Below are 23,386 nucleotides of genomic sequence, written 5' to 3' on the forward strand. Positions count from 1 at the left end.
ATTCAATGATTTTGCTCAGTAAGAATTAAGATTGTATCCATGAGCCTTTAGTCCGTACTAACTATACTTGTATCTATAGACGAAGATGGCGGGCCGACCGGCCCATGGATACACCGTGTTTGCTTACTTGAACTTAACCTTCAGCGAAAGTCCGGCTTCCAGGCCGTTCAGGCTCACTTTCTCTTTGATACCGGCATCGGTCGTTGATGTTTTGATCACCTGATTGTAGCTGCCCAGATGATAGCGCACATCCAGAGCGAGGTATAACTTCTTAACGAGTTTTCTCTCGGCACCAACGAGCGCCTGTACGCCATAGTTATTACCCGTCTGGCTTTCACTCAATGAACTACTCCCGGGAGTCACACGCGAAAAGTCATTGTTGATAAAGTAACGGCTGACACTGAGGCCCAGATAAGGGGTCAGAAACGGAGTCTTAGTATCTGTACCGGCATCGGCCTTGGCAAAGGTGTATTTGACATCCAGAGAAACCGGAATGATGGACAAAATCAGCTTTTCGTTGCGCGTCACATCACCAATTTTCACCGGACCCGACACTTCATCTTTCCAGACCCCAACCCGGCCACCAATTGAAAGCCCTTTGGTCAGGCCAATTTCTACGGCTGCTGTAGGCATGATCGCGCTGGAAAACTTAGCGCCTTCGCCTAAGTTGTAATCAAGCAACATTGATTTGTTGTTCCAGTAATCGAGCGATGGCTTCCAGTAACTGGCACCTGCGCTGATACTCTTCAGGTTAACCTGCGCCTGCGTTTTCGTGGCCAGTAAGCCAAACAGCAAGGCAGTCATTGATAAAATGATATAATTTGGTTTCATATGTCAGTTTTATGGGATGTGTATCAAACGATGTCCTTACTAAGTAACCAGGTGCTAATTAACCCCCGTTACCCTGATTGTGGCAGGCGGTAACAGCTGCCGAAAGTACACCATCCAGTTCTTTTTTGGCTGCCTTGAAGTTGTCATTAACTTTTTCAAGATCTTTCTCCAGAGCAACTTTAGCTGCGGCAAGCCGGGCATCTGCGGATAAATCGCAGGACTCTGTTTGAGCTTTTTCTGCCGCTTTGAGGTCATCCTGGAAATTTTTGAATTGAGTCAGGTACAACAAGCGAAGAAAAGTATAGGTTTCCTCGCCCAGAATTGCCCTTCCGTCCTTTAGTGCCTTTTCTACGCCACTTAATGATCCTCTGGCGGTGTTATTCAAGGCCGCGAATTTAGCAGATGCACCGGTTCTACAATCCTTTACTGACGAATTTTGGGTTGTCTGAGCTAATATATATAGGTCGTTTACTGCCTTTAGCTGAATGTCTCTTGCAGACGTCAGATTAGGCAAAGCCAGGTCATAGGCCTTTTGTGCTGCGTCTTTGCAAGCGTCATCATCCAGGGTAGCCTTTGCAACGGATACCGTTTCTGCAATGTTCGTTCCCGTTACTGCACCAACACGTCCACCAACTTCTTTTCCATCGATCGTTGGTAGTTTTAGAATAGGCATGTATGCCAATAAGGATGGACTATTGCTTAAAAGTGTTAACTCTGCAGCTAAGTTTGCCGGTATAAAACCAGTCGTTACCATAGCATCAATAACTTCTGGGGTGAACTTATCCGAGAGTGCCGCAGCTGCAGTTGTAGAAATAGCCTTGTTAACATCAACAGCTGCCTGTTTAATTACTGGAAGGACTACCCCGGTAACAGGAACTTGAAGGACATCCGGCGTAAGAATCCCATATGCAGAGGTGTTCGTCACACTGGCATCCACTACCGTAACAACCGCAGGAGTTGTAGGGGAGATGGTGGGCAATTTTACATCATTGAATTTCGTAAACGTATACGTAAAGGGCGTCAGTGACTCGACGTCTTTCGTTTTACAGTTATACATGACGGAGGCCAACAAGAGCCCGGCCATAAACAGTTTACTATAACGATACGTTTTTTTCATACAGGGATTGTTTAAGGTATTATGATACTAATAATTAAGAATGAAGAATGTAAAGCGTTCTTCATAAAACAAGCTAATCAGCGAGCCAGGTGCATGCTCTGCAGATTGTCTTTCTGTAGTATGAATCTTTTGTTTTAAATAAATTGGTAGACCCATTCAGGAGAATACGTCTTCGAAAACCAGGAAGTGCCAGCCGATCCTGGGATGCCAGTCTGGCATTAACTTATATCTGTGTATTCTTCCTCGTTGTAGGCTAACTTTTCTTTGCTGGTAAACGCCACTAACCTGCTGTCGTTCGCATCATTTTTATACTGAACGGGAGAGAGGAAATAATTAGCTTTAAAACTTCTGGAAAAATAAGACAAGCTTCTGAAGCCACATGCAATAGAAATCTCTTCTATGGATAGCGAACTCTTCTTTAAAAGATCACTCGCCTTTCTAAACCTATATTCTTTAACCGCGTCGCTAAAGGTCGTATCCAGATAAATAGTCAACCTTCTTTTGAGCGTAGATACACTCATGGATAAGGCCTCTGCAGCCTTATTAAGACTAAAGTCTGGTGAACCGAAATTAAGCGCCAACAGATCATAAAAGTCTTTAACAAATTGAAAATCAGTATTTTGATTTTCGTGTGACCCGTAGAGTGTATGATCGATAATGGTGTTCCTATACGTGAATAAATTATTTATCTGGTACTGGATTTCATTAATATCCACTGGCTTTGCCAGATAACCTATTACCCCTAACTCAAAGCCTTTTAAGCGAACCTCATGGTCGTTAGTTGAAGTCAGCAACATAACAGGAGCCTGTTTATGGAGAAGTTTTTTCTTGATTTTTTTCAAGAAGTCAAATCCCCCTATTTCAGGAATATCTATATCACAAATCATCAGGTCTAAATTAGCATAACGCAATAGGTTAAGTGCTTCCTTTCCGCTATTCACCGATACTAATTTATGCCCCTGGAATTCTAATAACGTTTTAAGTTCAATCTGAAGAGTAAGATCATTGTGAATAAGTAAGATAGTTGCCATTCCAGCGTGGATTTCTCAAAAAGAACTTATACTACATAGATTTCAAGCGATAGTACCAAAAAGTGTCAGGTAATAAGACGTTAGTCTGATACTCAAATAAACCGTTGATGTGTTGAGTAGTAATTTTACACTGATAGGCTAACAAAACGATAGCAAGACCTCCGTTGAAAGGTTCATATACCCCCTCAACCACTTAAGCTATCTTCTGACTCCCATTAAGTTACCAATCGGCCTTATTTTCAACTTATGGAAAAGTTTAAAGAGAGTTTCCTTAGGTTGTTGGACAAGTTTTAACCTATTAAGGTTCATATCTTGTTGGGTTTTACTGTAAGTTACTGATCAGGCAATCTATTTTCTGTCGAATTTATATAGCTCCGCTATTCAAGTCCCACCAGCGTGTCCTGCTACCCTTCTGAATTTTCATGACGATAAGTCTAAGCTTATGATCATACTGATGAATTATTTTACGTCAGCTCCTTACTCGAACTGTTAAGCCAGCAGACATCTCCCTCATCTAACCTATCTACTAAACGACAGCTATTTCCTATCCGCAAAGCCTTAACTTAAGACCTTCTTTGTCAAATAAAATGTAACTATTCCAATAAGTAATTAGATGAACATTTTGCCTAAGCCATTATCTTAATATTTACGATTCATAAATATTGAATACAATTTTACAACAAATTGCTTCTTTAGTTTCTAGAATGGACTATAAGTTAAAAAATATGGGCTAATAACAGCCATGAGTATAAATCACTAATCAGCCCGAAAAACCGCTGTTTCTAGGAATTATATAAATCCCCCTACCCTTTGTATGATTTGGACCTTCAATGCCACCTGTAAGCACCGTAGGATAAGTATTGACCTTCGACAGACCATTTGATAATATTATTTAATCTATAAGCTAACAATATTGATCCACGAACTAACCAAGAAAACATCTTTTGAGTCGATGGTTAACTTACCTCAAGCATAGTCATTTCCACCACTCAATAAGTGGATATACTCAGGCGCGGGTTTTGGCTTTTCGCCTGCTTCTGGCTTATTATAGGAAGTCGGGCTACTTTCCCGGTTTTGATAACGCCCCGCCGTCGGACTCTGATGTGCCCGGAAATGTGTTTGCAGAAAAGTACAAGACAATAAAAAAGCACTTACCATTGCTGATAAGTGCTTGATTAATTGGAACTTTAGATGTCGGGGTGGCAGGATTCGAACCTACGACCTCCTGCTCCCAAAGCAGGCGCGATACCGGGCTACGCTACACCCCGAAAGATACTTACTTCACTCAGCGGAGAGAGAGGGATTCGAACCCTCGGTACCGTTACCAGTACGACAGTTTAGCAAACTGTTCCTTTCGGCCACTCAGGCATCTCTCCGAAGCCAACCAATATCTTCCTGATTGATTGGGACACAAAGGTAGGGCAATTATCGCGTTTCAGCAAGGGTATTCGCAAAAAATCTTTTTTAAATTATTAATTTCGCCCTTCCTGATTTCATCATAAATGAGCGATTTAGCTCATCGTCAGGCTGATACTCGCACTAAATGAATTGGCTTTATCCCCTTACCAGCACTGAATTTTTTTTTATCGGCATCTTTATAGCCCTGTATTCGCTCTATGTTTGGCGAACTTTTCGCCTGGCTCGCCAGCTCAATACAGCGGCATGGGGGGTGGTGCCGAAGTTTTTTCTTCGAGGCAGCTACCTTACACTCCTGATTATCGCGCTTCTCGGCCCTTCCTTTGGCGAAGCTGAGGGAGATTTAGTCACCACCAGTCACGATACCTTCCTACTGGTGGATGTTTCAAGATCAATGGATGCCGGAGATATTGTTCCCACCCGGCTGGAAAGAACCAAGTATGACATCCAGCAATTGTGCGATACGTTGCCCGCCGACCGATTCGGACTTATTTTAGCCGCACCAGAATCAATCCTGCTATCGCCCCTAACGGCCGACCATGATGCACTGAAGCAGTTCATCCGCGAAGTCCACACAAGTATATCGCCCACCGGGGAGACCGATTTATGCAACGCTATTGCGATGGCCCGCCAAAAACTGGTCGACGACTCATCGACCCATCAAAGTGTCCGGGCTATTGTTCTTTTTAGCGATGGGGAAAATTTTAGCTCCTGCGAACAAACCGAACTCGCTCGTCTTCGGTCGTTTGGTTTGCCCCTTATTACGGTTGGTGTAGGTACTGAAGCAGGCGCATCCATACGAAAAGGAAATGACTTTGTGCGGGATGACAATGACCAGATTGTTAGCACCCGGCTGAACCGCCCCTTTTTGCAGGAGTTAGCCCGCGACAGCCGCGGACAGTATATTGAAGCGGATGCTAATGGACGTTATGTTAACGAATTGGCAACAATTCTTCGTTTGTTGAAAGGACGGGCAATTGATCAGCATAGGGTGGCTGTATCAACAAATAAGTATTATTATTTTTTATTGGCGGCTCTTGGTTTATTGGCACTCGACTTGATTGTAACAATTCGAACCTTCCGCCTTTGAGTTGGTCTGGTGAGTTTATCTTATTTTTGACCCGGCATCCTTAAGGTAGCATGATTTACTTGTTGATTACTCTCTGGATTTGGTGGAGCGAATTACTGCCGGTAAGTCCTATTTCACAGAATAACCAGATGCGCCAGGACGCTCAGGCAGCTTACCAGGCGGGTCAGTATGCCAAAGCATTGCCTTTATACGTTCAGTTGAGCCGCCGGACAACTACCATTGATCCGGCCGTTCGGCTGAATCTCGGACATACCTATTTTCAGTTGAAACAATACACCAGAGCCAAACCACAATACGAAACACTGCTTCAGTCGGACCGGCCCGATTTACGGACGGTAGCCGCTACGCAACTTGGTGTTATGGCGTGCTTGCAGGGAGATAGTACAACTGCACTGGCTTTATTTGAACAGGCTTTGCTCGAAGATGCCAATAATGAACCTGCCCGGTATAATTTTGAAGTTATAAAGAAGTATTACTCCGGAAAATCTCAGGAGAAAAAACAAAAGCAGGATTCCACTGAACATAAACCAGAGACCGAAAATAAACCTCGTCCGGCAGGTGGTCAACAGGTTGAACGTTCAGACCGGCAGGACGATTTACTGCGCCGTTTTCAACGCCTTAATCTGAGCGAAGAGCAAGCGCTGCTACTCCTCAATGCCATGCAGGAAGATGACCTGCCTTACGCGCTGGCACTGTCGGCGCGGCAAGCGGGCAAATCAAAAGCCAGAGGAAATCGCTGGTAGGGTACACACAGAGACAACAAAACTAGTATGAATGAAGTCGTCATTATTTCTGCTGTTCGAACACCAATTGGTAGCTTCGGGGGCGTCCTGTCAACCTTAACCGCCGTAGACTTAGGTGCTGCGGCTATTCGGGGGGCGTTGAGCCGGGCGGGTATTCAGCCAGAATTGGTACAGGAAGTATACATGGGAAATGTCGTATCAGCCAATGTTGGCCAGGCCCCTGCCAAACAGGCTGCTTTAAAAGCGGGTCTCCCTCCTACCGTTCCCTGTACTACCATCAATAAAGTATGCGCGTCCGGTACGAAAGCAATTATGCTGGCCGCTCAGGTCATTCAGCTTGGGCAAGCCGATGTCGTCGTGGCCGGTGGTATGGAGAGTATGTCCAATACGCCCTATTACGTTCCCAAAGCTCGTTTTGGGTATAAATATGGGAATGCTGAATTGGTGGATGGACTCGCACGTGATGGCCTGGTCGATGCGTATGACCAATGTGCTATGGGCGTCTTTGCCGATCAAACGGCCAGTACCTATGGAATCAGCCGGGAAGAGCAGGATGCCTTTACGGTACAATCGTACCGCCGTTCGGAGTCCAGCACCCAAAGCGGGCGTTTTTCCGGGGAGATCGTTCCCGTGGAGGTCAGCAGCCGAAAAGGGACCGTTAGCGTGAGCGAAGACGAAGAGTACAAAAACGTTATTTACGATAAAATCCCCACGCTAAAAGCAGCTTTCACGCCTAATGGCACGGTTACACCCGCCAGCTCGTCTCCCATCAGCGATGGGGCTTCCGCACTGGTGATCATGAGTCGCCGGAAAGCTGATGAATTAGGCCTGACACCCCTTGCCCGGATTGTAGCCTATGCCGATGCCGAGCAGGAACCCCAGTGGTTCACCACCGCTCCTACCAAAGCGGTGCCTCTGGCTATTGAGCGAGCCGGCCTGACAACAAGCGACATTGATTATTTTGAGATCAATGAAGCGTTTGCCGTTGTTCCCCTGACCTTTAGTAAAGTACTTGAAGTGCCTCAGGAGAAGTTAAATGTCTTTGGCGGTGCCGTATCAATCGGGCATCCGCTGGGCGCATCCGGGGCTCGCATCGTCACCACGCTTACCAACGTTTTACAACAGAACGGCGGGCGCTATGGGGCGGTCGGTATTTGCAACGGAGGAGGTGGCGCATCGGCCATTGTTATTGAAAAATTGTAACGATAGCGCAGGGCCGGGCCACGTTGGTTTCAGCCTTGCGCCATCAATCCTAAAATAAATGAACGCTATTCAGGAAACCAACTTCCAATTCCCCGGCCAAACGGCCTTTTATCGCGGTAAAGTCCGGGATGTGTATTCTTTCCCCGACAAATTGGTCATGATCGCATCAGACCGGATTTCGGCTTTCGATGTAGTTTTGCCCCGGCCAATACCGTTTAAAGGACAAGTCCTGAATCAAACAGCGTCTTACTTTCTGAAGGCTACCGCCGATATTGTTCCGAACTGGTTGCTTACTGTGCCGGACCCGAACGTGAGTATCGGCCTTAAATGCGAGCCTTATGCTGTTGAGATGGTGGTACGAGGTTATCTGGCTGGTCATGCCTGGCGGCAATATCGGGATGGGCACCGGATTCTTTGCGGGGTTCCCCTTCCGGATGGCCTTCGCGAAAACGACCGCCTTCCAACGCCTATCATCACCCCCTCTACCAAAGCACACGAAGGGCACGACGAGGACATTAGCCGGGAAGAAATTTTGAGCCGGGACATCGTTTCGCAGGACGACTATGTACAACTCGAACAGTATGCCCTGGCCCTCTTTGCGCGTGGTACCGAGATGGCAGCCCAACAGGGGCTTATTCTGGTCGATACCAAGTATGAGTTCGGCAATCTGGACGGCAAAGTATACCTGATCGATGAAGTGCACACCCCTGACTCGTCGCGCTATTTCTACGCCGATACGTATCAGGCCAATCAGGAAGCCGAACAGCCACAAAAACAATTGTCGAAGGAATTCGTTAGAGAATGGCTAATTGCGAATGGGTTTCAGGGAAAAACTGGACAAACAATTCCGACTATGTCTGACGAATGGGTGAATCAGATCACGACCCGCTATATCGAACTCTTCGAGAAAGTGACCGGGCAATCGTTTCAACCCGCCGAGGCAACCGACCCGGTTGCCCGAATTGAAACAAACATTTTACGCGCAATTACAGTAGAGTGAGTGACTCCTTGACTGATACATTACCCGCATGAAGGCATAGCTGCTTTATGCCAATCTGTTCAGCCAATCTCTCAAAATTGAACATACATGAATTACACAATCGAAAAAAACGAACAGTATGCCCTGATCCGATTAGCTGAAAGTCAGTTTGGGGAAGAAGTGTCCGGTACGTTTGAAACACTGAGCCGCAGCCTCTTTCGGGAAGGGTACAGCAATATTATCATCGACGTAGAACCAGTACAATCCGTCGACCAATCCGGGTTAATGACGATTCGAAAGATAAACCGCCAGTGCATCAATGAAGTTGGCTTGTTGATTTTGGTTACAAAGAATGACGACCTGATCAATGTTCTGGACGGAGCAAATATCAGTGACCTTACCATTCTCCCAACCGTGGAAGAAGCGATCGATGCGGTCTTTATGAATGAACTGGAAAACGACTTTCGAAGCGAAGAGGACGATGAGTACGACATCGGGGGAAGCGTCGGCAATGCTGATGCCTAACGCAAAACTAAATCAGGACACGGAGCCTAACCGACTGGCAAACTCGCCGTTTTCCCTCACTATTTTGGGGGCCGGTTCGGCTACGCCTACCCTTAAACTCCATCAAACGGCACAGTTGCTGACCATTGGCAGCGATCATGTGCTCATTGATTGTGGAGAAGGGACGCAATTACGTCTGATTGAACAGCGCATTCGACCAGGCCGGTTGCGCTATATTTTTATCAGCCATCTTCACGGGGATCACTATTTCGGGCTACCTCCGCTGCTATCGAGCCTAAACTTAGGCGGACGAACGGAAGATTTATTTCTGTTCGGGCCGCGTGGTCTGGATGAGGTGTTGACCACTATTTTTCGCGTTTCTGATTCCAGACTGGGTTTCCGGCTGCATTTTCAGGTTGTTGAACCGGGTACCCCTACGCTCCTGCTCGATCATCCGCTGATGACGGTGGAATCGATCCCGCTTCAACATCGGATCGACTGCTCGGGCTACCTCTTTCGGGAGAAACCCCACAAACCACACCTTTTGCGGGAAAAACTCCCGGACGATGTTCCCGTGCATTACCTGAAGCAGTTGAAAAACGGCGAGGATATTCTTGGCCCTACTGGCGAAATTCTCTTCGCCAGTGCCGAGTACACTGAGCCCGGCCCACCGGCCCGCTCCTATGCGTATTGCTCCGACACCAGATATGTCGAGGAATTGGTGCCTCAGCTCCAGGGTGTCAATCTACTGTATCACGAGGCAACCTTTATGGAGGATAATGCCCAGCGGGCAACCGAAGTGTACCACTCGACGGCTAAGCAAGCGGCCACTATTGCCGCCAAGGCCGGGGCGGAACGATTGTTGATCGGTCATTTTTCGTCGCGTTACAAACAGTTCGACTTGTTTCTGGAAGAAGCCAGGTCTGTTTTTCCGGAAACGTATTTAGCCATTGAAGGGCAAACGACCTCTATTTAATGAAGTTGAGCGGTAAAGTAGCCTTTCTGTATAGGAGTATAGGAGTAGACTTATAGAATGGTTTCTTTCTATCTTTAAGACCCAAACCTTACCAATTTATTCATGCTGGCTTTTCGCCTGGGATTTTTAGACATTGGCTGGCTCGATCTGCTCGACATTGGCCTGGTGACCCTACTTATTTATCAGATTTACAACTTGGTTCGGGGAAGCGTAGCTAGCCGGGTGTTTGTTGGCTATTTGCTGGTTTATCTGGCCTACCTTGTAGTGAAGGCACTGGCCCTCAACCTAATGACTACTATTCTTGAGTACTTCATTAGTGTTGGCGCGTTGGCATTGATCATCATCTTTCAACACGAAATACGGCGGTTTCTGTTGCTCATTGGCAAATCGACAAACCTGACGAATAATCGCTGGCTTCGGCGCTGGCTACTCCGCGATTTTGAATCTACCGATAGCCAGATGCCGCTAAAACCAATTCTTGATGCCTGTAAAGCACTGGGGACTGAGTTTTCCGGTGGGTTGTTAGTGCTTCAGCGGAATGATGATCTGGAAAAATTTGCTCAGTCGGGCGAGATAATCGACGCCGACTTATCAAAGCCTTTGTTACTGGCTATTTTTAGTCAATACAGTCCTTTACACGATGGCGCTGTGATCATTAGTGGCGGGCGAATTCGTGCCGCCCGCTGCATTTTGCCCGTTTCGGACGATGATGAGCTACCTTCTTCCCTGGGTTTTCGCCATAGAGCCGCCCTGGGCATGAGTGATGCAACGGATGCGGCAGTCATTGCCGTTTCGGAAGAGAGTGGTCGTATTTCGCTGGCACTGAACGGGCAATTGTTCACTAATTTGAGTCAGCTGGAGTTAGAAGCCCGTCTTGAACAATATCTGAATGAACCAAACGGCCACCAGGTACGATCAAAAAACCTATAGCAATTTATCGTTTGTCAGCCAGACAGTTAAAAAAATAACAGGCCTGCCGTGTAGAATACGGCAGGCCTGCTTTGGTTATTGCTATTTGTAAAATAGTCCGACCTCAGCGTTATTTACTTATTAACAAATACCTATTAACCACTAACTAACAACTAATAGTCAAGCATCCTGGGCAATGCTTTTGCCTGCTCCACAAAGTCGCCGATTTGCTCAACGGATGGTGGCCGTTGGGTAAACTGCCGAACACTATTTATCTGAATCAATTTAGCGTGTAAACTTTGAGGAGCCCGCTGAGCCAATTCTTTTACGGTATCCACACCAGCTTCCTCCATTAAATCGCTGTAAACACGTCCTATTCCTTTGATCCGGGCTAAATCGGCCCGGTTAGCTAACTCCAGAATGGTGTTTGCATCGACTCCGCTGGCTGAGGCAAGCGCTTTTCGATCTGATGGTGATTTTGTGGCTTCGAGCAGTGAGTCACTGTCACTGATGCCTTGCCCTTTTAAGGCATTGAGTACGGCGTCTGTAATGCCGCGTAGTTCTCCTAACGTTAGGCTCATGAATAATAAAGTTGAGTGTACAACGCAAAATTCGGCCTGACCTTCAAGCCGTATACTACTTTTTTAACGAACAAGGTACTTTCTTCGGGTATCATTCAAAAGAAATTTCTTTTGTGCGGTAAAGCTTTCCGGGTGCATAAACCCAAACTCCCGCTGCCATTCCTGAAAACGAACAGGCTCAACTCGCTGAAACTGTTCGACATCGATCTTCTTTTGTAATAAATACGTTTCAAAGTCCATGTTTATTTAATACTACTAAAATGTCAATTTAGTTTCTATCAGTTCAGCCGCTTTTCCCCGCGTTGTCAGCCAACGTCTGCTCCATCCAAACCAAACGCTAACGAACTGGCGGAAAACCATGGCTCACTCAGACGAAAACATACGCTGGAATAAATCGTGAAGCCTGCCGCCATCACAACCTATCAACTCTTACGGATGAACAGGCAATTTGTCATACGTTCCAATAACGCTTTGCAGCCAGGGCAGGAGACGCTACCCGATTCAACGCTTACTCCAATACGGTTGTAAATGTAGCCAAAAAACTCAGCCCTTCGGTTGTGTAGATCAAGGTTACCCAAAGCCCGACCCAGTCAATACCCACCTAAAAGCCATTCGCTTTGTCGGCTCCAAGCACTTACAGGTTGGTCAGAGCGCCACTACCGTTGGGAATCCTTATGGATAGATGTAGCTCTTAACTCCGGTAATTCGGGCAGTCCTCTGGTCAACTCACAGGACAACAATAACGATTTTTGTTACCCCTGACGAGTTAAGAAAGTAGTGTAATATAGTAACAAAAGCAACGTAAAGGCGTTTGTGTAACTAGCTGTAAAGATAGGGTCTGGAGCGACTCACGGATGCCGATTCTATGGTCTCTTTAGCTCGTTTGTCTATCAGCGAAGAAAATACATGTTTTACCATTTACACAACAATTTTATGAAACGCATTCTTTTCGTCTTACTAACGGTTTGTTCACTCTCGGCCACGGCACAGGAGTATAAACCGTTTAAAGTCAATGTTTCACTGGGGTATGCCAAAGCGCTGGGTGAAGGCTTGTCGGGCGGATTTTTGTTCAGCGTAGAACCCAAATACGGTCTGAGTGACAATTTCGATTTAGGGGTACGGCTGGAAACGGCGTTCATTGCTCGTGGCGTTACAGTCACGAACGGCAATACCTACACGGGCAATGCGGGTTCATTTGGCTCTGGCTTGTTAACGGGTACTTACCTGATTGGTAATGGAAAGATCCGGCCCTTTGTTGGTCTGGGAGCGGGGATTTATTCGATTGGTTCCTCGGAAACATTCACCGTAACAGAAGGCCAAAACCCGCCCGAAAATGTGGCGTTTACTTCCGACACCAAATTTGGCGGAATGATTAGAGCCGGTATCAAAACCGGGCATTTCGTTGCGGGTGTTGAATACAACGCTGTACCCACAACAGCACTTAAGCTGTCGAACACGACGATCGACAGTAAAAACGCGTATTTAGGCATTAAAGTCGGATTCGACATCGGTGGCGGCCGATTATAGTACGAACTTGTTCTAAAGCAACGAGCCCCAAATTGCACAGAAGTTTACATTCTCGGTGCAATTTGGGGCTCGCCGATTTGAAAACTACGTTATTCTTTCGGTAAAATTAATGGATGAAACCGAAGCCCGTTAACGCGGTTGAACTCCAATGATGGAGCCGGTATTTTAAAAAACTGAGCCGTACCAATGAAGCGTTGCAGGGCGGGAGAAAAGGTACCAACCCGCGAAAAGTCAGCATCGGGCGAAATGAAAAACTGACGATACCGTTCAAATTTGACCATTTTTCCGTCTTTGTCAACAATTGGCGGGTTCTCGTGCCCTCCAATCATACCACTGCCACTGTACCCAACGTCCAGATTTAGCCAGCGCGGAAAAGCAGGTCCCACCGGCAAAACCGAAGCTAAATTGACCGATAGCCAGTATTGTTGTCCGTTGTAATCTTTCAGCATTTGAACGCCCGTCGTTTTACCCAGCACATTAGGTCTGAACGGCGGGAAGATCGTTTTTCGAAAGCCATATTTCATACTCAGAACCTGCTGCCCGGCACCGTACTGCTGCCCCACAAACAAAGCCGTTCCCGCCACATTGGCCAGCATATCCCCTTTCGAAAACCCCCAGCCTTCCGAATGTCCATCGTATACTTCGAGGGTTGTCTGGAACAGCAGAGCCAGTAAACCGCCGGTCAGAATGCTGGCCCGCTCATTGACACCACTCCAGCGCATCAGCTCGTACCCGCCCCTGCTCATACAATAAGCCGTAGCACTATGCCCGACTTTATCCATCTGGAGCCACTCGGCATTGTCATTAAACGAGTGAAAAGGGACTTTCTTCTTGTACCATTGTTTGCGTAGCATGAGCAACGTGATGGTGTAAAAAGCCGCCGTACCAACCAGCACGCCAATAAAACGTCCCTGGTTTATTCCCGTTGGCTCAGGCATGGCCATTGGTATTGGTGCAGGTTGCGCCCGCACAGACTGGCTGAGCAGTAGCCAGCAAAGGCAAACCAGAACAACAGCCCGAATTCGATAAATCATGGGCTAAAAATATCTAAAAATAAAGCAATGTAGCTGTCACGATCAGGCAGAAAAGCTCATTTGTATAATGTGATGGAATAGAATAATTATTCTGAGGTACGATAAAAAAGAAGACCATCCATCGGCAACCGTTTACTTACTATTGCTTAAAGTTAACCGACCCAACGATAAGAAAAACAAACAAAAGGTAGGTTAGTACATTATTCCGGAACATCCGACGCACCAATTTTGTAGCTATATAGGAATACATACCTGCCTATCTAAATCATGGCGAAACGCAATAAATCAGTACAGAAAGGTCCCGATGTGGTGTTGATCGGGGCCGGAATTATGAGTGCCACGCTGGGAGTGTTGCTAAAGGAGTTACAACCTGACATTACCATCGACATCTACGAACGGCTGGACAGCGCGGCTGCCGAAAGCTCAGATGCCTGGAACAATGCCGGAACCGGCCACTCGGCTTTCTGCGAACTCAACTACACACCCGAAAAAGAAGACGGAACCATTGACCCGTCAAAAGCGATCAAAATTGCGGAGTCGTTCGAACAGTCGAAGCAGTTCTGGTCTTTCCTGATCCAGAAAGGTTTTCTGCACGATGCCCCCAATTTTATCCGGTCTATCCCTCACATGAGCTTCGTGTGGGGCGATGAGAACGTAGCCTACCTGCGCAAACGGTTTGAGGCACTTCAGCAGAATTACCTCTTTCACGGTATGCACTACTCCGAAGACATGGGTCAGTTAGCGGAATGGATGCCTCTGGTTATGCAGGACCGCGATCCGGCACAACCGGTAGCCGCTACCCGCATGGATATTGGTACCGATGTAAACTTCGGTGCCCTGACGCGGGCCATGTTCCGTCGGTTGTATGATATGCCCGGCGTTCATTTATACTTTGCCCACGATGTCCGGGATTTGTGGCGGTCAAAATCCCTCGGCGGGTGGAAAATCCGGGTAGAAAACGTAACGACCAGCCAGGTTCGGGATGTGCAGACTGAGTTCATTTTTATTGGTGCCGGGGGCGGCTCTCTGCGTCTGCTCGAAAAATCCGATATTCCCGAAAGCCGGGGTTTCGGTGGATTCCCCGTGAGTGGTCAATGGCTCAAATGCGTCAACCCCGATATAATTGAGCGTCATCAGGCAAAAGTATATGGAAAAGCCTCTGTAGGTGCGCCACCCATGTCGGTTCCTCACCTCGATACGCGCATGATTGAAGGCAAGCGGGAGCTCCTTTTTGGCCCATACGCCGGTTTTTCGACTAAATTTCTGAAGAGTGGGTCGTACATGGATCTACCAAAATCCATTCAGTTGAGCAATATGGCACCTATGCTCATGGCGGGTCTGCACAACGTTTCGCTAACTAAATACCTAATTCAGCAGGTGCTTCAATCGCCCGAAGACCGGTTGAACGCCCTGCGGGAATATTATCCCAATGCGCAGATGGACGACTGGGAGCTGGAAATCGCCGGTCAGCGGGTACAGGTCATTAAAAAGGATGAAGAAGAAGGGGGTGTGCTGGAGTTCGGTACCGAAGTAGTGAGTGCCGCCGATGGCAGCATTGCGGCTCTGTTGGGCGCGTCGCCGGGTGCGTCAACTGCCGTTTCGATCATGCTCGATTTGCTGAAACGATGCTTCCCCGAGCAACTGGCCACTGAGGCCTGGCAGACAAAACTTCGTGACATGATTCCAAGCTATGGGCAGGTTTTGGCGAACAACCCGGAGTTGGGGAAGGAACTCCGTAAGTATACCAGCGAAACGCTTGGTTTAGGAGTTTACGAATACACGTCAACCGATAGTAACTAACAGTTTCTGCATTCATTTATAAGGCGCTACCCCGTATCCTCAATTAGAAAGAGGATACGGGGTAGCGCATTTTTATTCAGACTCAGCCTTTCAAAAGTATACACATCACAATATTTTGAATAGGGAACTCATTCAAGTTGCAACATAGCATCCTAGAATAGATATAAAGCTTAGTAGAAATACGTCCCTTAAAAGTTAATATTATAATTATTTTATTAATTTACATAACTATATAAATACAATTAAATAAAATACCCTACACCGCTTGTATCATTAGTTAACATTTAATATATTTCGTTAACTATATGTTACTCTATATACCATAAGTAGAGTGACGAAGCCCTCCGTAACTTGAAAAATACATTAAACTTCCCGGCTATGGCACTGTTGTGCTATATGCCAGCTTGTCTGTTGCTGCTTTGTGGAAAGCCATCCACAGCTCTCGGACAAACTACGTATTATGTTGCCAACACGGGCAACGATTCGAATTCAGGTCGGTCGAGCGATGCTCCCTTCCAAACGATCAACAAAATCAACAGCCTTTCTCTGCAACCGGGCGATCAGGTTTTGTTTCGGCGCGACGACACATTTGTCGGCAGTCTGCAAGTCAAACAGTCCGGTACGAGCGACAAACCAATACTGGTCGATGCATATGGCTCCGGCAACAAGCCAGTCCTGGCAGGATCGGTGGGCGTTACGGCCTGGACGAACCTTGGCAACAACACCTGGCAGGCGCTATGTCCAGCGTGCGGGAGTCGGGTAACGGGTCTTTACCGTAACAACGCAAGTTTGCCCCTGGGCCGATACCCGAACCTGGACGCAACGAATAAAGGCTACCTGACGGTGCAATCGCACACGGGTAAAACCCAGCTAACCAGTCAGCAGTCGTTGCTCAAAAACTGGCTGGGGGGCGAGGTCGTCTATCGGCCGGTGCAATGGATTTTAAATCGCGCTACCATTACCGGCCAAACCGGCAACAGCCTGACACTGATGGGCTCCGGCAACTATGACATTAGTGATAACTGGGGATTTTTTATCCAGAACCACCCTAACACGCTCGACCAAACCGGCGAATGGTACTATAATCCGACTACAAAAACGATTCAGTTATACGATAGCCAAACCAATCCCAATACCCAGAAGATTACGGCTACGGCCTCTTCAGACGTTGTAAGCTTGTCGGGGGTGTCGTTCATCACGATTCGTAACCTTCAGCTTACGCAGGCATTGGCCTCTAACCTGACGGCAACAAATTGCTCCAACCTGGTCATCAGCGGGAATGACCTGACAAAATCCGGCGAAGATGCCCTGCTCATAAAAGGAAGCGGTCAGCAACTGCTGATTGAAAATAACCTCATTGAAGATGCGAATAACAACGGCGTTGACATCGAGACGTACCAGAATGTTACGTTCAGGCGCAACATCATCCGGCGTATCGGGCTTATACCGGGCCGCGGCAAAAGTGGCGATGGTACTTATGTAGGCTTCCACTCGGCAACAACAGCCAACACGCTCATTGAGGATAATACGCTCGATAACATTGGCTATAATGCACTGAACTTCTCGGCCAACACGACCATTCAGCGTAATCAGATCAGTAATTTCTGCCTGACGAAAAGCGATGGCAGCGGCTTGTACATCTGGAACGGCAACCAACAACCCATGGCCAATATCCGACTGATCGCTAATACGGTAACAAATGGCATTGGTGCTCCGGAAGGAAGCCCGGTGGGTAGTTCGTCAGGAGCCAATGGCATCTACCTCGACGATTGTACCACGAATATCGAAGTAAGTGGCAATACCGTTGGTCATTGCAAGGGCCTCGGTATTTTCCTGCATGGTTCATCCAACATCACCCTGACCGGAAACACCTCCTTCAACAACAACGAGGGGCAACTGGCCATCATGAGTGCCAACGGCTGCCAACCCCGGAACAACGTCATTCAGAACAATATCTTGGTCAGTCGATTAGCCAGCCAGTTTCTGGTTAAATATGAATCGAATCAGAACGATCTGGGTAGTTACGGAGAGTTTGCGAACAACGTGTATGCCCGGCCTTTTGATGATGTGTATAAAATTCTAACGGTCTATAACCGTAACATCGGTGCCAGCCTATCGATGGCGCAGTGGCAAAGTCAGTATGGCAAAGACCTCAGCTCGAAAAATAGCCCTGTCACCTATTCGTCCGGCAACCCGGATGATTATTTGAAACTGTTGACTAACCCAACCGCTAACCCAGTTCAGGTTTCGATCAGTGGTACCTACCGCGATGCGCGAAATACGATCTGTACCAATCAGGTGACTGTTCCCGCCTATTCGTCGGTCGTTCTTTTCAAGGATAATACCCCCGTTGTCTCGTTACGTGACCCGGAAAACCCGGCCGCAACGGTTGCCGGGCTTGATTACCAGTATGTTGAGGGTAGTTGGAGTACAATGCCCGATTTCAACTCGCTAACGACGAGTAAGGCGGGCACCGTTACCACCCCCGACTTATCCGTTCGTAACCGCACCGACAATTTCGGGATTCGATTCAAGGGTTTCATCAACATACCTACCGATGGAGTCTATACTTTTTACACCAGCTCTGACGATGGCAGCAAACTACTCATCGGCACGACCGAAGTGGTCAATAACGACGGCGTACACGCGGCCATTGAAAAAGCAGGCACCATCGGTTTAAAAGCAGGCAAACACGCCCTCACAATTCTTTATTTTCAGGGGAGCGGAGGTCAGGCGTTGACCATCAGTTACGAAGGGCCGGGCATTGGCAAACAGGCTATTCCGGCAACCGTGCTCTATCGGGTACCCACAACTTCGGGTGGATCAGCGAGTGGCACCGGCTTGACCGGCATCTATTTTAACAATACTAACCTGACGGCTCCGGCTTCGCTGACCCGAACTGATGCCACCGTCAACTTCGACTGGGGTACCGGCTCCCCCGCTCCCGGAACCATCAATACCGATAATTTTTCGGTTCGCTGGACCGGACAGGTTGAAGCGCCCGTTACGGGTAATTACACCTTCAGCACAACATCGGATGATGGCGTTCGTCTTTGGGTTAATGGTACGCAGGCTGTCAACAACTGGACTGTTCATGCGCCAACCACGAACAGCGGCTCAGTTGTAGCTCTGACCGCCGGGCAACGATACACGATTCAAATGGAGTATTACGATGGTGGCGCGGGCGCGGTAGCAAAACTGCTATGGGCTTACCCCGGTCAGGCACAGCAGACTATTCCGCCAAATTATTTGTACCCAACTTCGGCAAGTACGACCCCAACGTCTACCCCACCCACCTCGGCTACCGGTACCGGTATTTATTTGTCTGACCTCAACTGGGTAACGGCTACCAATGGCTACGGTCCGGTTGAGAAAGACAGGAGTAATGGCGAAAACAACGCGGGCGATGGCAAGACAATCACTCTCAACGGCATCACCTACGCCAAAGGACTTGGTGTACACGGCTCCGCCACGATTACCTATACCCTGAACAGCCAGTACAGCCGCTTCCTGACCGACATCGGTCTCGACGATGAAGTCAGCACCTGCGGAACAGTGAGCTTCGAGGTCTATCTGGATGGTGTACTGGTTTATACCAGTGGTGTAATGAACCCAACAACGGCCACGAAATCAATTGATTTGGATGTATCGGGTAAACAGACCCTCAAACTTGTTGTCACCAACGGGGGCGATGATGCTTCGTGCGACCACGGCGACTGGGCCGGTGCCCGCCTGATTGGTGCCAGTGGTGCCCGCCTGGCCAGCACGACGAACACTGAATTCCCGCATGAATCACGCATGAACGTCTATCCCGTACCAGCCAAAGAAGTGATGTGGGTGGCGTATTACGCCGAAACGGCCGGAGAAGCAACGGTTCAGCTCGTTAATATGATGGCTCAACCAGTCCATCAGGCAACCCATCAGCTTACCCAAGGCGAAAATCTGATTAAAGTCATGGTCGATCAATTCAACCGGGGGAGCTACATCCTGATGCTGACCCAAAACCAGCAGCGGCAAACCCGGAAAGTAATTCTAATCGACTAGGGAGCGTAAGATGAGCTTATAATGGTAACTGGCCGACGTTTGGTTAACTCCATAAATCAACGGCGGCCCAATACCAATCTAATGGCTCTACCCTACTTTGAGGATCATGCATGTAAGCCATGACTGCTTCCTGCTGCGTATCGGTATCCAGTAAACCATAAGCGTTTTGCCTGATTCCAAACCGTTGGTATAGATCCAACTCTATATCATGAACCAGAAAGGAAGTAAGACCCAGTATACCCGGCTCGGTACCAATCAGATCATAACCAATACGCTGATGGTGAGCGTTGGAATTACGAAGCAGGGATGGCAGCCAGGGTGGTTCTAATGAACCGCCCTGGCTGTAGTTGGTAAAGCTTGCCTGCCATCTGGCCCGAATTCGCTGTATATCTTTTTCCTGAAATGAAAGCGAAAGAACGACCGTATTAGGCAATTCACGAAAGAAGCGGCTGCGGTACGCATTGGCTTGAGCCAGATCCGAAAACACATTGCCCCAGGCTAATTCACCCGCCTGGTATTGTTGATAAACCCAGCTGGTGAGTTGCGCCCGGCCAGCATCAGTAAGTCCCAGGTTGTCCTTCACCGGAAGTCGTTGCTGTTGGGTGTTGGGTCTCTCCCAGGCCCACTCATCGAGCAAATTATCATTAAAGCTGGTGTCGACCGTGTAGTAAAACGGGTGAGGGGCAGCCAGAAAGGGTAGCTCATTCAATCTCATCAAATAGTAACCAGCCAGTTGATAACCCATTGTCACGTGTATTATCCAGAGAAAGTTTATACGAAAAAATCGCCCTTGGCCGATCCCACTATCAAGCGTGATGGTGGGATGGCACTGTCAAAGCCAATATCGCTGTATTTTCGTTCGCCCCTCCGGTACCAGTACCGGTGAAGGAATTGGGATGTGAAAGTAGAATCATCTTCATGGATTTATGAGCCGTTAGATCAATACTTCTGCCTAATACTCAGCGAAGTGGGGCCTGACATATGAGAGTTTCTAGTTTTGATACACCAGCCGTACTGCGCCCATTCCGGCAGATTGCAACGGATGGGTCCCAATTGTCAAACGAACAAACTTCTATCAGCATGAAAAATCTATGGGCGTGTGGACTGCTGCTGGCAAGCCTGACGAGTTGCACTAAGAACGAAGCGGTCAAACCCGCCGAGAACCCCATCACTACCCTCCTGAGTGAGCAGGCACCGGCGTTGACGCTGGTGCAGATTCGGGGTAATTCCTTTCGGGAGATGGGTGTGGTATTTAGCAGTGCCGTTGCCGGTAAACTTACCCAGGTAGGCAGCCAACTGCCAGACGCGGGTATTTATGCAGTCACGATCTGGGACTTTGATAGCGGACAGTTATTGCAACAAAAAACAGTGGAGCAGGAGGTGCCCGACAAACTAACCCTTATCGACACCGACGTAATGCCGCTGACGATCAATAAGAAATACGTGATCAGCATCAACAACAAATCGGGCGTGCGCCCCCAGGGGGCGTTCACCCAAGCCTTTAAAAAAAGCGGAGGCAATATTTTGCCAGACACCAAAGGCAGCATCACGCTGCATGGCAGCCGCTATAGCAGTAGCAGCATAGCTACCTTTCCTACCACCACCCTGAACCAGTTTAGCTTACTTAACGGCGTCCCCGAATTTACATTTATCCCCGACTGAGCCACTACCCGCCAGATGGATTTTTCGCTACACAGACCAGGGTTGACAGATCAATCTATTATTAAGCTCGCTAACGCTCCACTCCTGGCCTGGTAAGGATGAGCAAATCTATTCGCTCGTTTCGTTATCTTGTGCCTCGGTGTCCCTACCGGGGCACAATTCATTTACGGCAACCTGAACAACCACTTCATGAAAAAATCGATACTCTCACTCCTCTTTCTAAGTTCACTCGTCACCACCGTTCTGGCTCAGGATCGGCTCAGCGGCAAGCCATTTGCTACCCGCGCAGTCGTTATGGCCCGTCATGGCATGGCCTGTACATCGCACCCGCTTTCTACCCAGGCCGCTATTGATGTGCTGCGGTCGGGCGGCAACGCCATTGATGCCGCTATTGCCGCCAACGCCATGGAAGGGTTGGTGGAGCCGCACGTCAACGGCATTGGCGGTGACCTGTTCGCTATTGTGTGGGATGCCAAAACCAAAAAGCTGTATGGCCTCAATGCCTCGGGACGGTCGCCCTATACGCTTTCGCTGGCGGAGTTTCAAAAACGGGGGCTCAAGCACATTCCGTCCGATGGCCCCCTGCCCGTGTCGGTACCCGGCTGTGTAGATGGCTGGTTTGAACTGCACAAACGGTTTGGCAAAGCCCCCATGACCAGCATTTTAGCCCACGCCATCCGCTACGCCCGCGAGGGCTACCCCGTTCATGACGAAGCCGCTTTTTACTGGCCATCAATGATTGCACGGTTCAGTAAGTATCCTAATGTGAAAGAAATCTACGCGCCCACCGGTGCGGCTCCCAAACGGGGCGAACTCTTTAAAAATCCGGCACTGGCCAGTACGCTCGAAAAGATTGCCAAAGGTGGTCGGGATGCATTCTACAAAGGCGATATCGCCCAAACGATTGATGCCTTTATGAAAAAAATGGGCGGCTACCTCAGCGCCAAAGATCTGGCCGATCATACCTCCGAATGGGTTGAACCCGTTTCGACCAACTACCGGGGTTACGACGTTTGGGAGTTACCGCCCAACAGTCAGGGTATTGCCGCTTTGCAGATGCTGAATTTGCTGGAAGGATACGATTTCTCGCAAACACCCTGGGGTAGCCCGGAGCATATTCATCGGTTCGTAGAAGCCAAAAAGCTGGCTTTTGAAGACCGGGCCAAATACTATGCCGACCCGGCGTTTGCCAAAATTCCCGTAAAGGAACTTGTCAGTAAATCGTACGCAGCCGAACGTCGGCAGTTGATCGACCTGAACCGGGCCGCCAGTCGGGTCGATGCGGGTAACCCGGCCCTCAAACAGGGCGATACGATTTACCTGACCGTAGCCGATGAAGACGGAAACATGGTGTCGCTCATTCAAAGTAATTACCGGGGATTTGGCTCCGGCATGGCTCCAGACGGGCTGGGGTTCATGCTTCAGGACCGGGGAGAATTGTACAGCCTGATTGACGGACAGAACAACACCTATGCACCCCATAAACGCCCTTTTCAGACTATTATCCCCGCTTTTGTGACCAAAGATGGGCAGCCATTTATGAGTTTCGGCGTTATGGGCGGCAGTTTTCAACCCCTCGGGCACGTTCAGATTATCATGAACATGATCGACTTCGGGATGAATCCGCAGGAAGCAGGCGACGCTCCCCGCATCGACCACCAGGGATCATCGGAACCAACGGGCGAACGAATGACCGACTCGGGACAGATAACCCTGGAGTCGGGCTATCCCTACGAAACCATCCGCGATCTGATGCGTAAGGGGCACAAAGTTGGCTATGGACTGGGCGGTTACGGTGGCTATCAGGCCATTATGTACGACGCCAAAAACAAAGTGTACCACGGCGCTACGGAATCCAGAAAAGACGGACAAGCTGCCGGATTTTAGCTACTTAAATCGTACGTGATATTTATCACGGAAGTCGGGGTTGGCAAACGAT

19 protein-coding genes and 2 tRNA genes are annotated in these 23,386 nt (G+C 48.4%); 12 read left to right on the plus strand and 9 right to left on the minus strand.

What is annotated here, in order from left to right; all coding sequences use genetic code 11:
- Positions 1-123: 123 nt before the first annotated feature.
- The 5 genes from CRO74_RS28370 to CRO74_RS28390 form a co-directional block, all read right to left on the minus strand.
- Positions 124-831, minus strand: coding sequence for a hypothetical protein (locus tag CRO74_RS28370; protein WP_097131193.1), 708 nt, complete (start codon positions 829-831; stop codon positions 124-126).
- Between the two features lie 58 nt (positions 832-889).
- Positions 890-1,948, minus strand: coding sequence for a hypothetical protein (locus CRO74_RS28375; RefSeq protein ID WP_097131195.1), 1,059 nt, complete (start codon positions 1,946-1,948; stop codon positions 890-892).
- A gap of 218 nt (positions 1,949-2,166) precedes the next feature.
- Positions 2,167-2,979: a response regulator transcription factor gene (locus CRO74_RS28380; RefSeq protein ID WP_097131197.1), complete on the minus strand. Its 813-nt coding sequence runs from the start codon at positions 2,977-2,979 to the stop codon at positions 2,167-2,169.
- 1,194 nt (positions 2,980-4,173) lie between these two features.
- Positions 4,174-4,247: transfer RNA gene (locus CRO74_RS28385), tRNA-Pro, on the minus strand.
- A gap of 21 nt (positions 4,248-4,268) precedes the next feature.
- A tRNA-Ser gene (locus tag CRO74_RS28390) sits at positions 4,269-4,355 on the minus strand.
- A gap of 167 nt (positions 4,356-4,522) precedes the next feature.
- Between CRO74_RS28390 and CRO74_RS28395 the strand changes: the two genes are divergently transcribed.
- From CRO74_RS28395 to cdaA, 7 genes are all read left to right on the plus strand, one after another.
- Entirely contained in the window at positions 4,523-5,485 is a 963-nt protein-coding gene (locus CRO74_RS28395; protein ID WP_097131199.1) for a vWA domain-containing protein, read from the plus strand.
- Positions 5,486-5,535: 50 nt separating this feature from the next.
- Positions 5,536-6,228 (plus strand): tetratricopeptide repeat protein, encoded by a 693-nt coding sequence (locus CRO74_RS28400; protein ID WP_097131201.1) that lies wholly within the window; start codon positions 5,536-5,538, stop codon positions 6,226-6,228.
- A gap of 27 nt (positions 6,229-6,255) precedes the next feature.
- On the plus strand, positions 6,256-7,431 hold the full coding sequence (locus tag CRO74_RS28405) for a thiolase family protein (protein ID WP_097131203.1): 1,176 nt from the start codon (positions 6,256-6,258) through the stop codon (positions 7,429-7,431).
- A 58-nt stretch (positions 7,432-7,489) separates the two neighbouring features.
- Positions 7,490-8,431 (plus strand): phosphoribosylaminoimidazolesuccinocarboxamide synthase, encoded by a 942-nt coding sequence (locus tag CRO74_RS28410; protein WP_097131205.1) that lies wholly within the window; start codon positions 7,490-7,492, stop codon positions 8,429-8,431.
- A gap of 87 nt (positions 8,432-8,518) precedes the next feature.
- A complete protein-coding gene (locus tag CRO74_RS28415; protein WP_097131207.1) occupies positions 8,519-8,935 on the plus strand; it encodes an STAS domain-containing protein in 417 nt (138 codons plus the stop codon).
- Positions 8,928-9,890: a ribonuclease Z gene (locus CRO74_RS28420; protein ID WP_097131557.1), complete on the plus strand. Its 963-nt coding sequence runs from the start codon at positions 8,928-8,930 to the stop codon at positions 9,888-9,890. Before CRO74_RS28415 ends, CRO74_RS28420 begins: the two co-directional genes overlap by 8 nt.
- Before the next feature lie 102 nt (positions 9,891-9,992).
- Positions 9,993-10,820: a diadenylate cyclase CdaA gene (gene cdaA / locus CRO74_RS28425; protein WP_097131209.1), complete on the plus strand. Its 828-nt coding sequence runs from the start codon at positions 9,993-9,995 to the stop codon at positions 10,818-10,820.
- Positions 10,821-10,972: 152 nt separating this feature from the next.
- Here cdaA and CRO74_RS28430 read toward each other — a convergent pair whose 3' ends face one another.
- Positions 10,973-11,380 (minus strand): DUF4332 domain-containing protein, encoded by a 408-nt coding sequence (locus tag CRO74_RS28430; protein WP_097131211.1) that lies wholly within the window; start codon positions 11,378-11,380, stop codon positions 10,973-10,975.
- 63 nt (positions 11,381-11,443) lie between these two features.
- The gene (locus CRO74_RS31755; RefSeq protein WP_179830330.1) at positions 11,444-11,620 is read right to left on the minus strand and encodes a hypothetical protein; all 177 of its coding nucleotides are present in this window, start codon (positions 11,618-11,620) and stop codon (positions 11,444-11,446) included.
- 693 nt (positions 11,621-12,313) lie between these two features.
- Between CRO74_RS31755 and CRO74_RS28435 the strand changes: the two genes are divergently transcribed.
- Positions 12,314-12,907, plus strand: coding sequence for an outer membrane beta-barrel protein (locus tag CRO74_RS28435; protein WP_097131559.1), 594 nt, complete (start codon positions 12,314-12,316; stop codon positions 12,905-12,907).
- 89 nt (positions 12,908-12,996) lie between these two features.
- On the opposite strand, the gene CRO74_RS28440 is transcribed toward CRO74_RS28435, so the two are convergent.
- A complete protein-coding gene (locus CRO74_RS28440) occupies positions 12,997-13,941 on the minus strand; it encodes a DUF2279 domain-containing protein (RefSeq protein WP_097131213.1) in 945 nt (314 codons plus the stop codon).
- Between the two features lie 267 nt (positions 13,942-14,208).
- On the opposite strand from CRO74_RS28440, the gene CRO74_RS28445 reads away from it, so the two are divergent.
- On the plus strand, positions 14,209-15,741 hold the full coding sequence (locus tag CRO74_RS28445; protein WP_097131215.1) for a malate:quinone oxidoreductase: 1,533 nt from the start codon (positions 14,209-14,211) through the stop codon (positions 15,739-15,741).
- A gap of 351 nt (positions 15,742-16,092) precedes the next feature.
- Positions 16,093-19,785: a PA14 domain-containing protein gene (locus CRO74_RS28450; RefSeq protein ID WP_245878009.1), complete on the plus strand. Its 3,693-nt coding sequence runs from the start codon at positions 16,093-16,095 to the stop codon at positions 19,783-19,785.
- Positions 19,786-19,828: 43 nt separating this feature from the next.
- On the opposite strand, the gene CRO74_RS28455 is transcribed toward CRO74_RS28450, so the two are convergent.
- Positions 19,829-20,494 carry a hypothetical protein gene (locus CRO74_RS28455; RefSeq protein WP_218840246.1) on the minus strand — a complete coding sequence of 222 codons (666 nt, stop codon included), beginning with the start codon at positions 20,492-20,494 and terminating at the stop codon, positions 19,829-19,831.
- 371 nt (positions 20,495-20,865) lie between these two features.
- On the opposite strand from CRO74_RS28455, the gene CRO74_RS28460 reads away from it, so the two are divergent.
- The gene (locus CRO74_RS28460) at positions 20,866-21,447 is read left to right on the plus strand and encodes a DUF4082 domain-containing protein (RefSeq protein WP_097131218.1); all 582 of its coding nucleotides are present in this window, start codon (positions 20,866-20,868) and stop codon (positions 21,445-21,447) included.
- A 189-nt stretch (positions 21,448-21,636) separates the two neighbouring features.
- Positions 21,637-23,334, plus strand: a complete 1,698-nt coding sequence (ggt, locus tag CRO74_RS28465) for a gamma-glutamyltransferase (RefSeq protein WP_097131221.1) — start codon at positions 21,637-21,639, stop codon at positions 23,332-23,334.
- Positions 23,335-23,386 lie beyond the last annotated feature (52 nt).

This window comes from Spirosoma fluviale (assembly GCF_900230225.1).
Lineage (GTDB): Bacteria > Bacteroidota > Bacteroidia > Cytophagales > Spirosomataceae > Spirosoma > Spirosoma fluviale.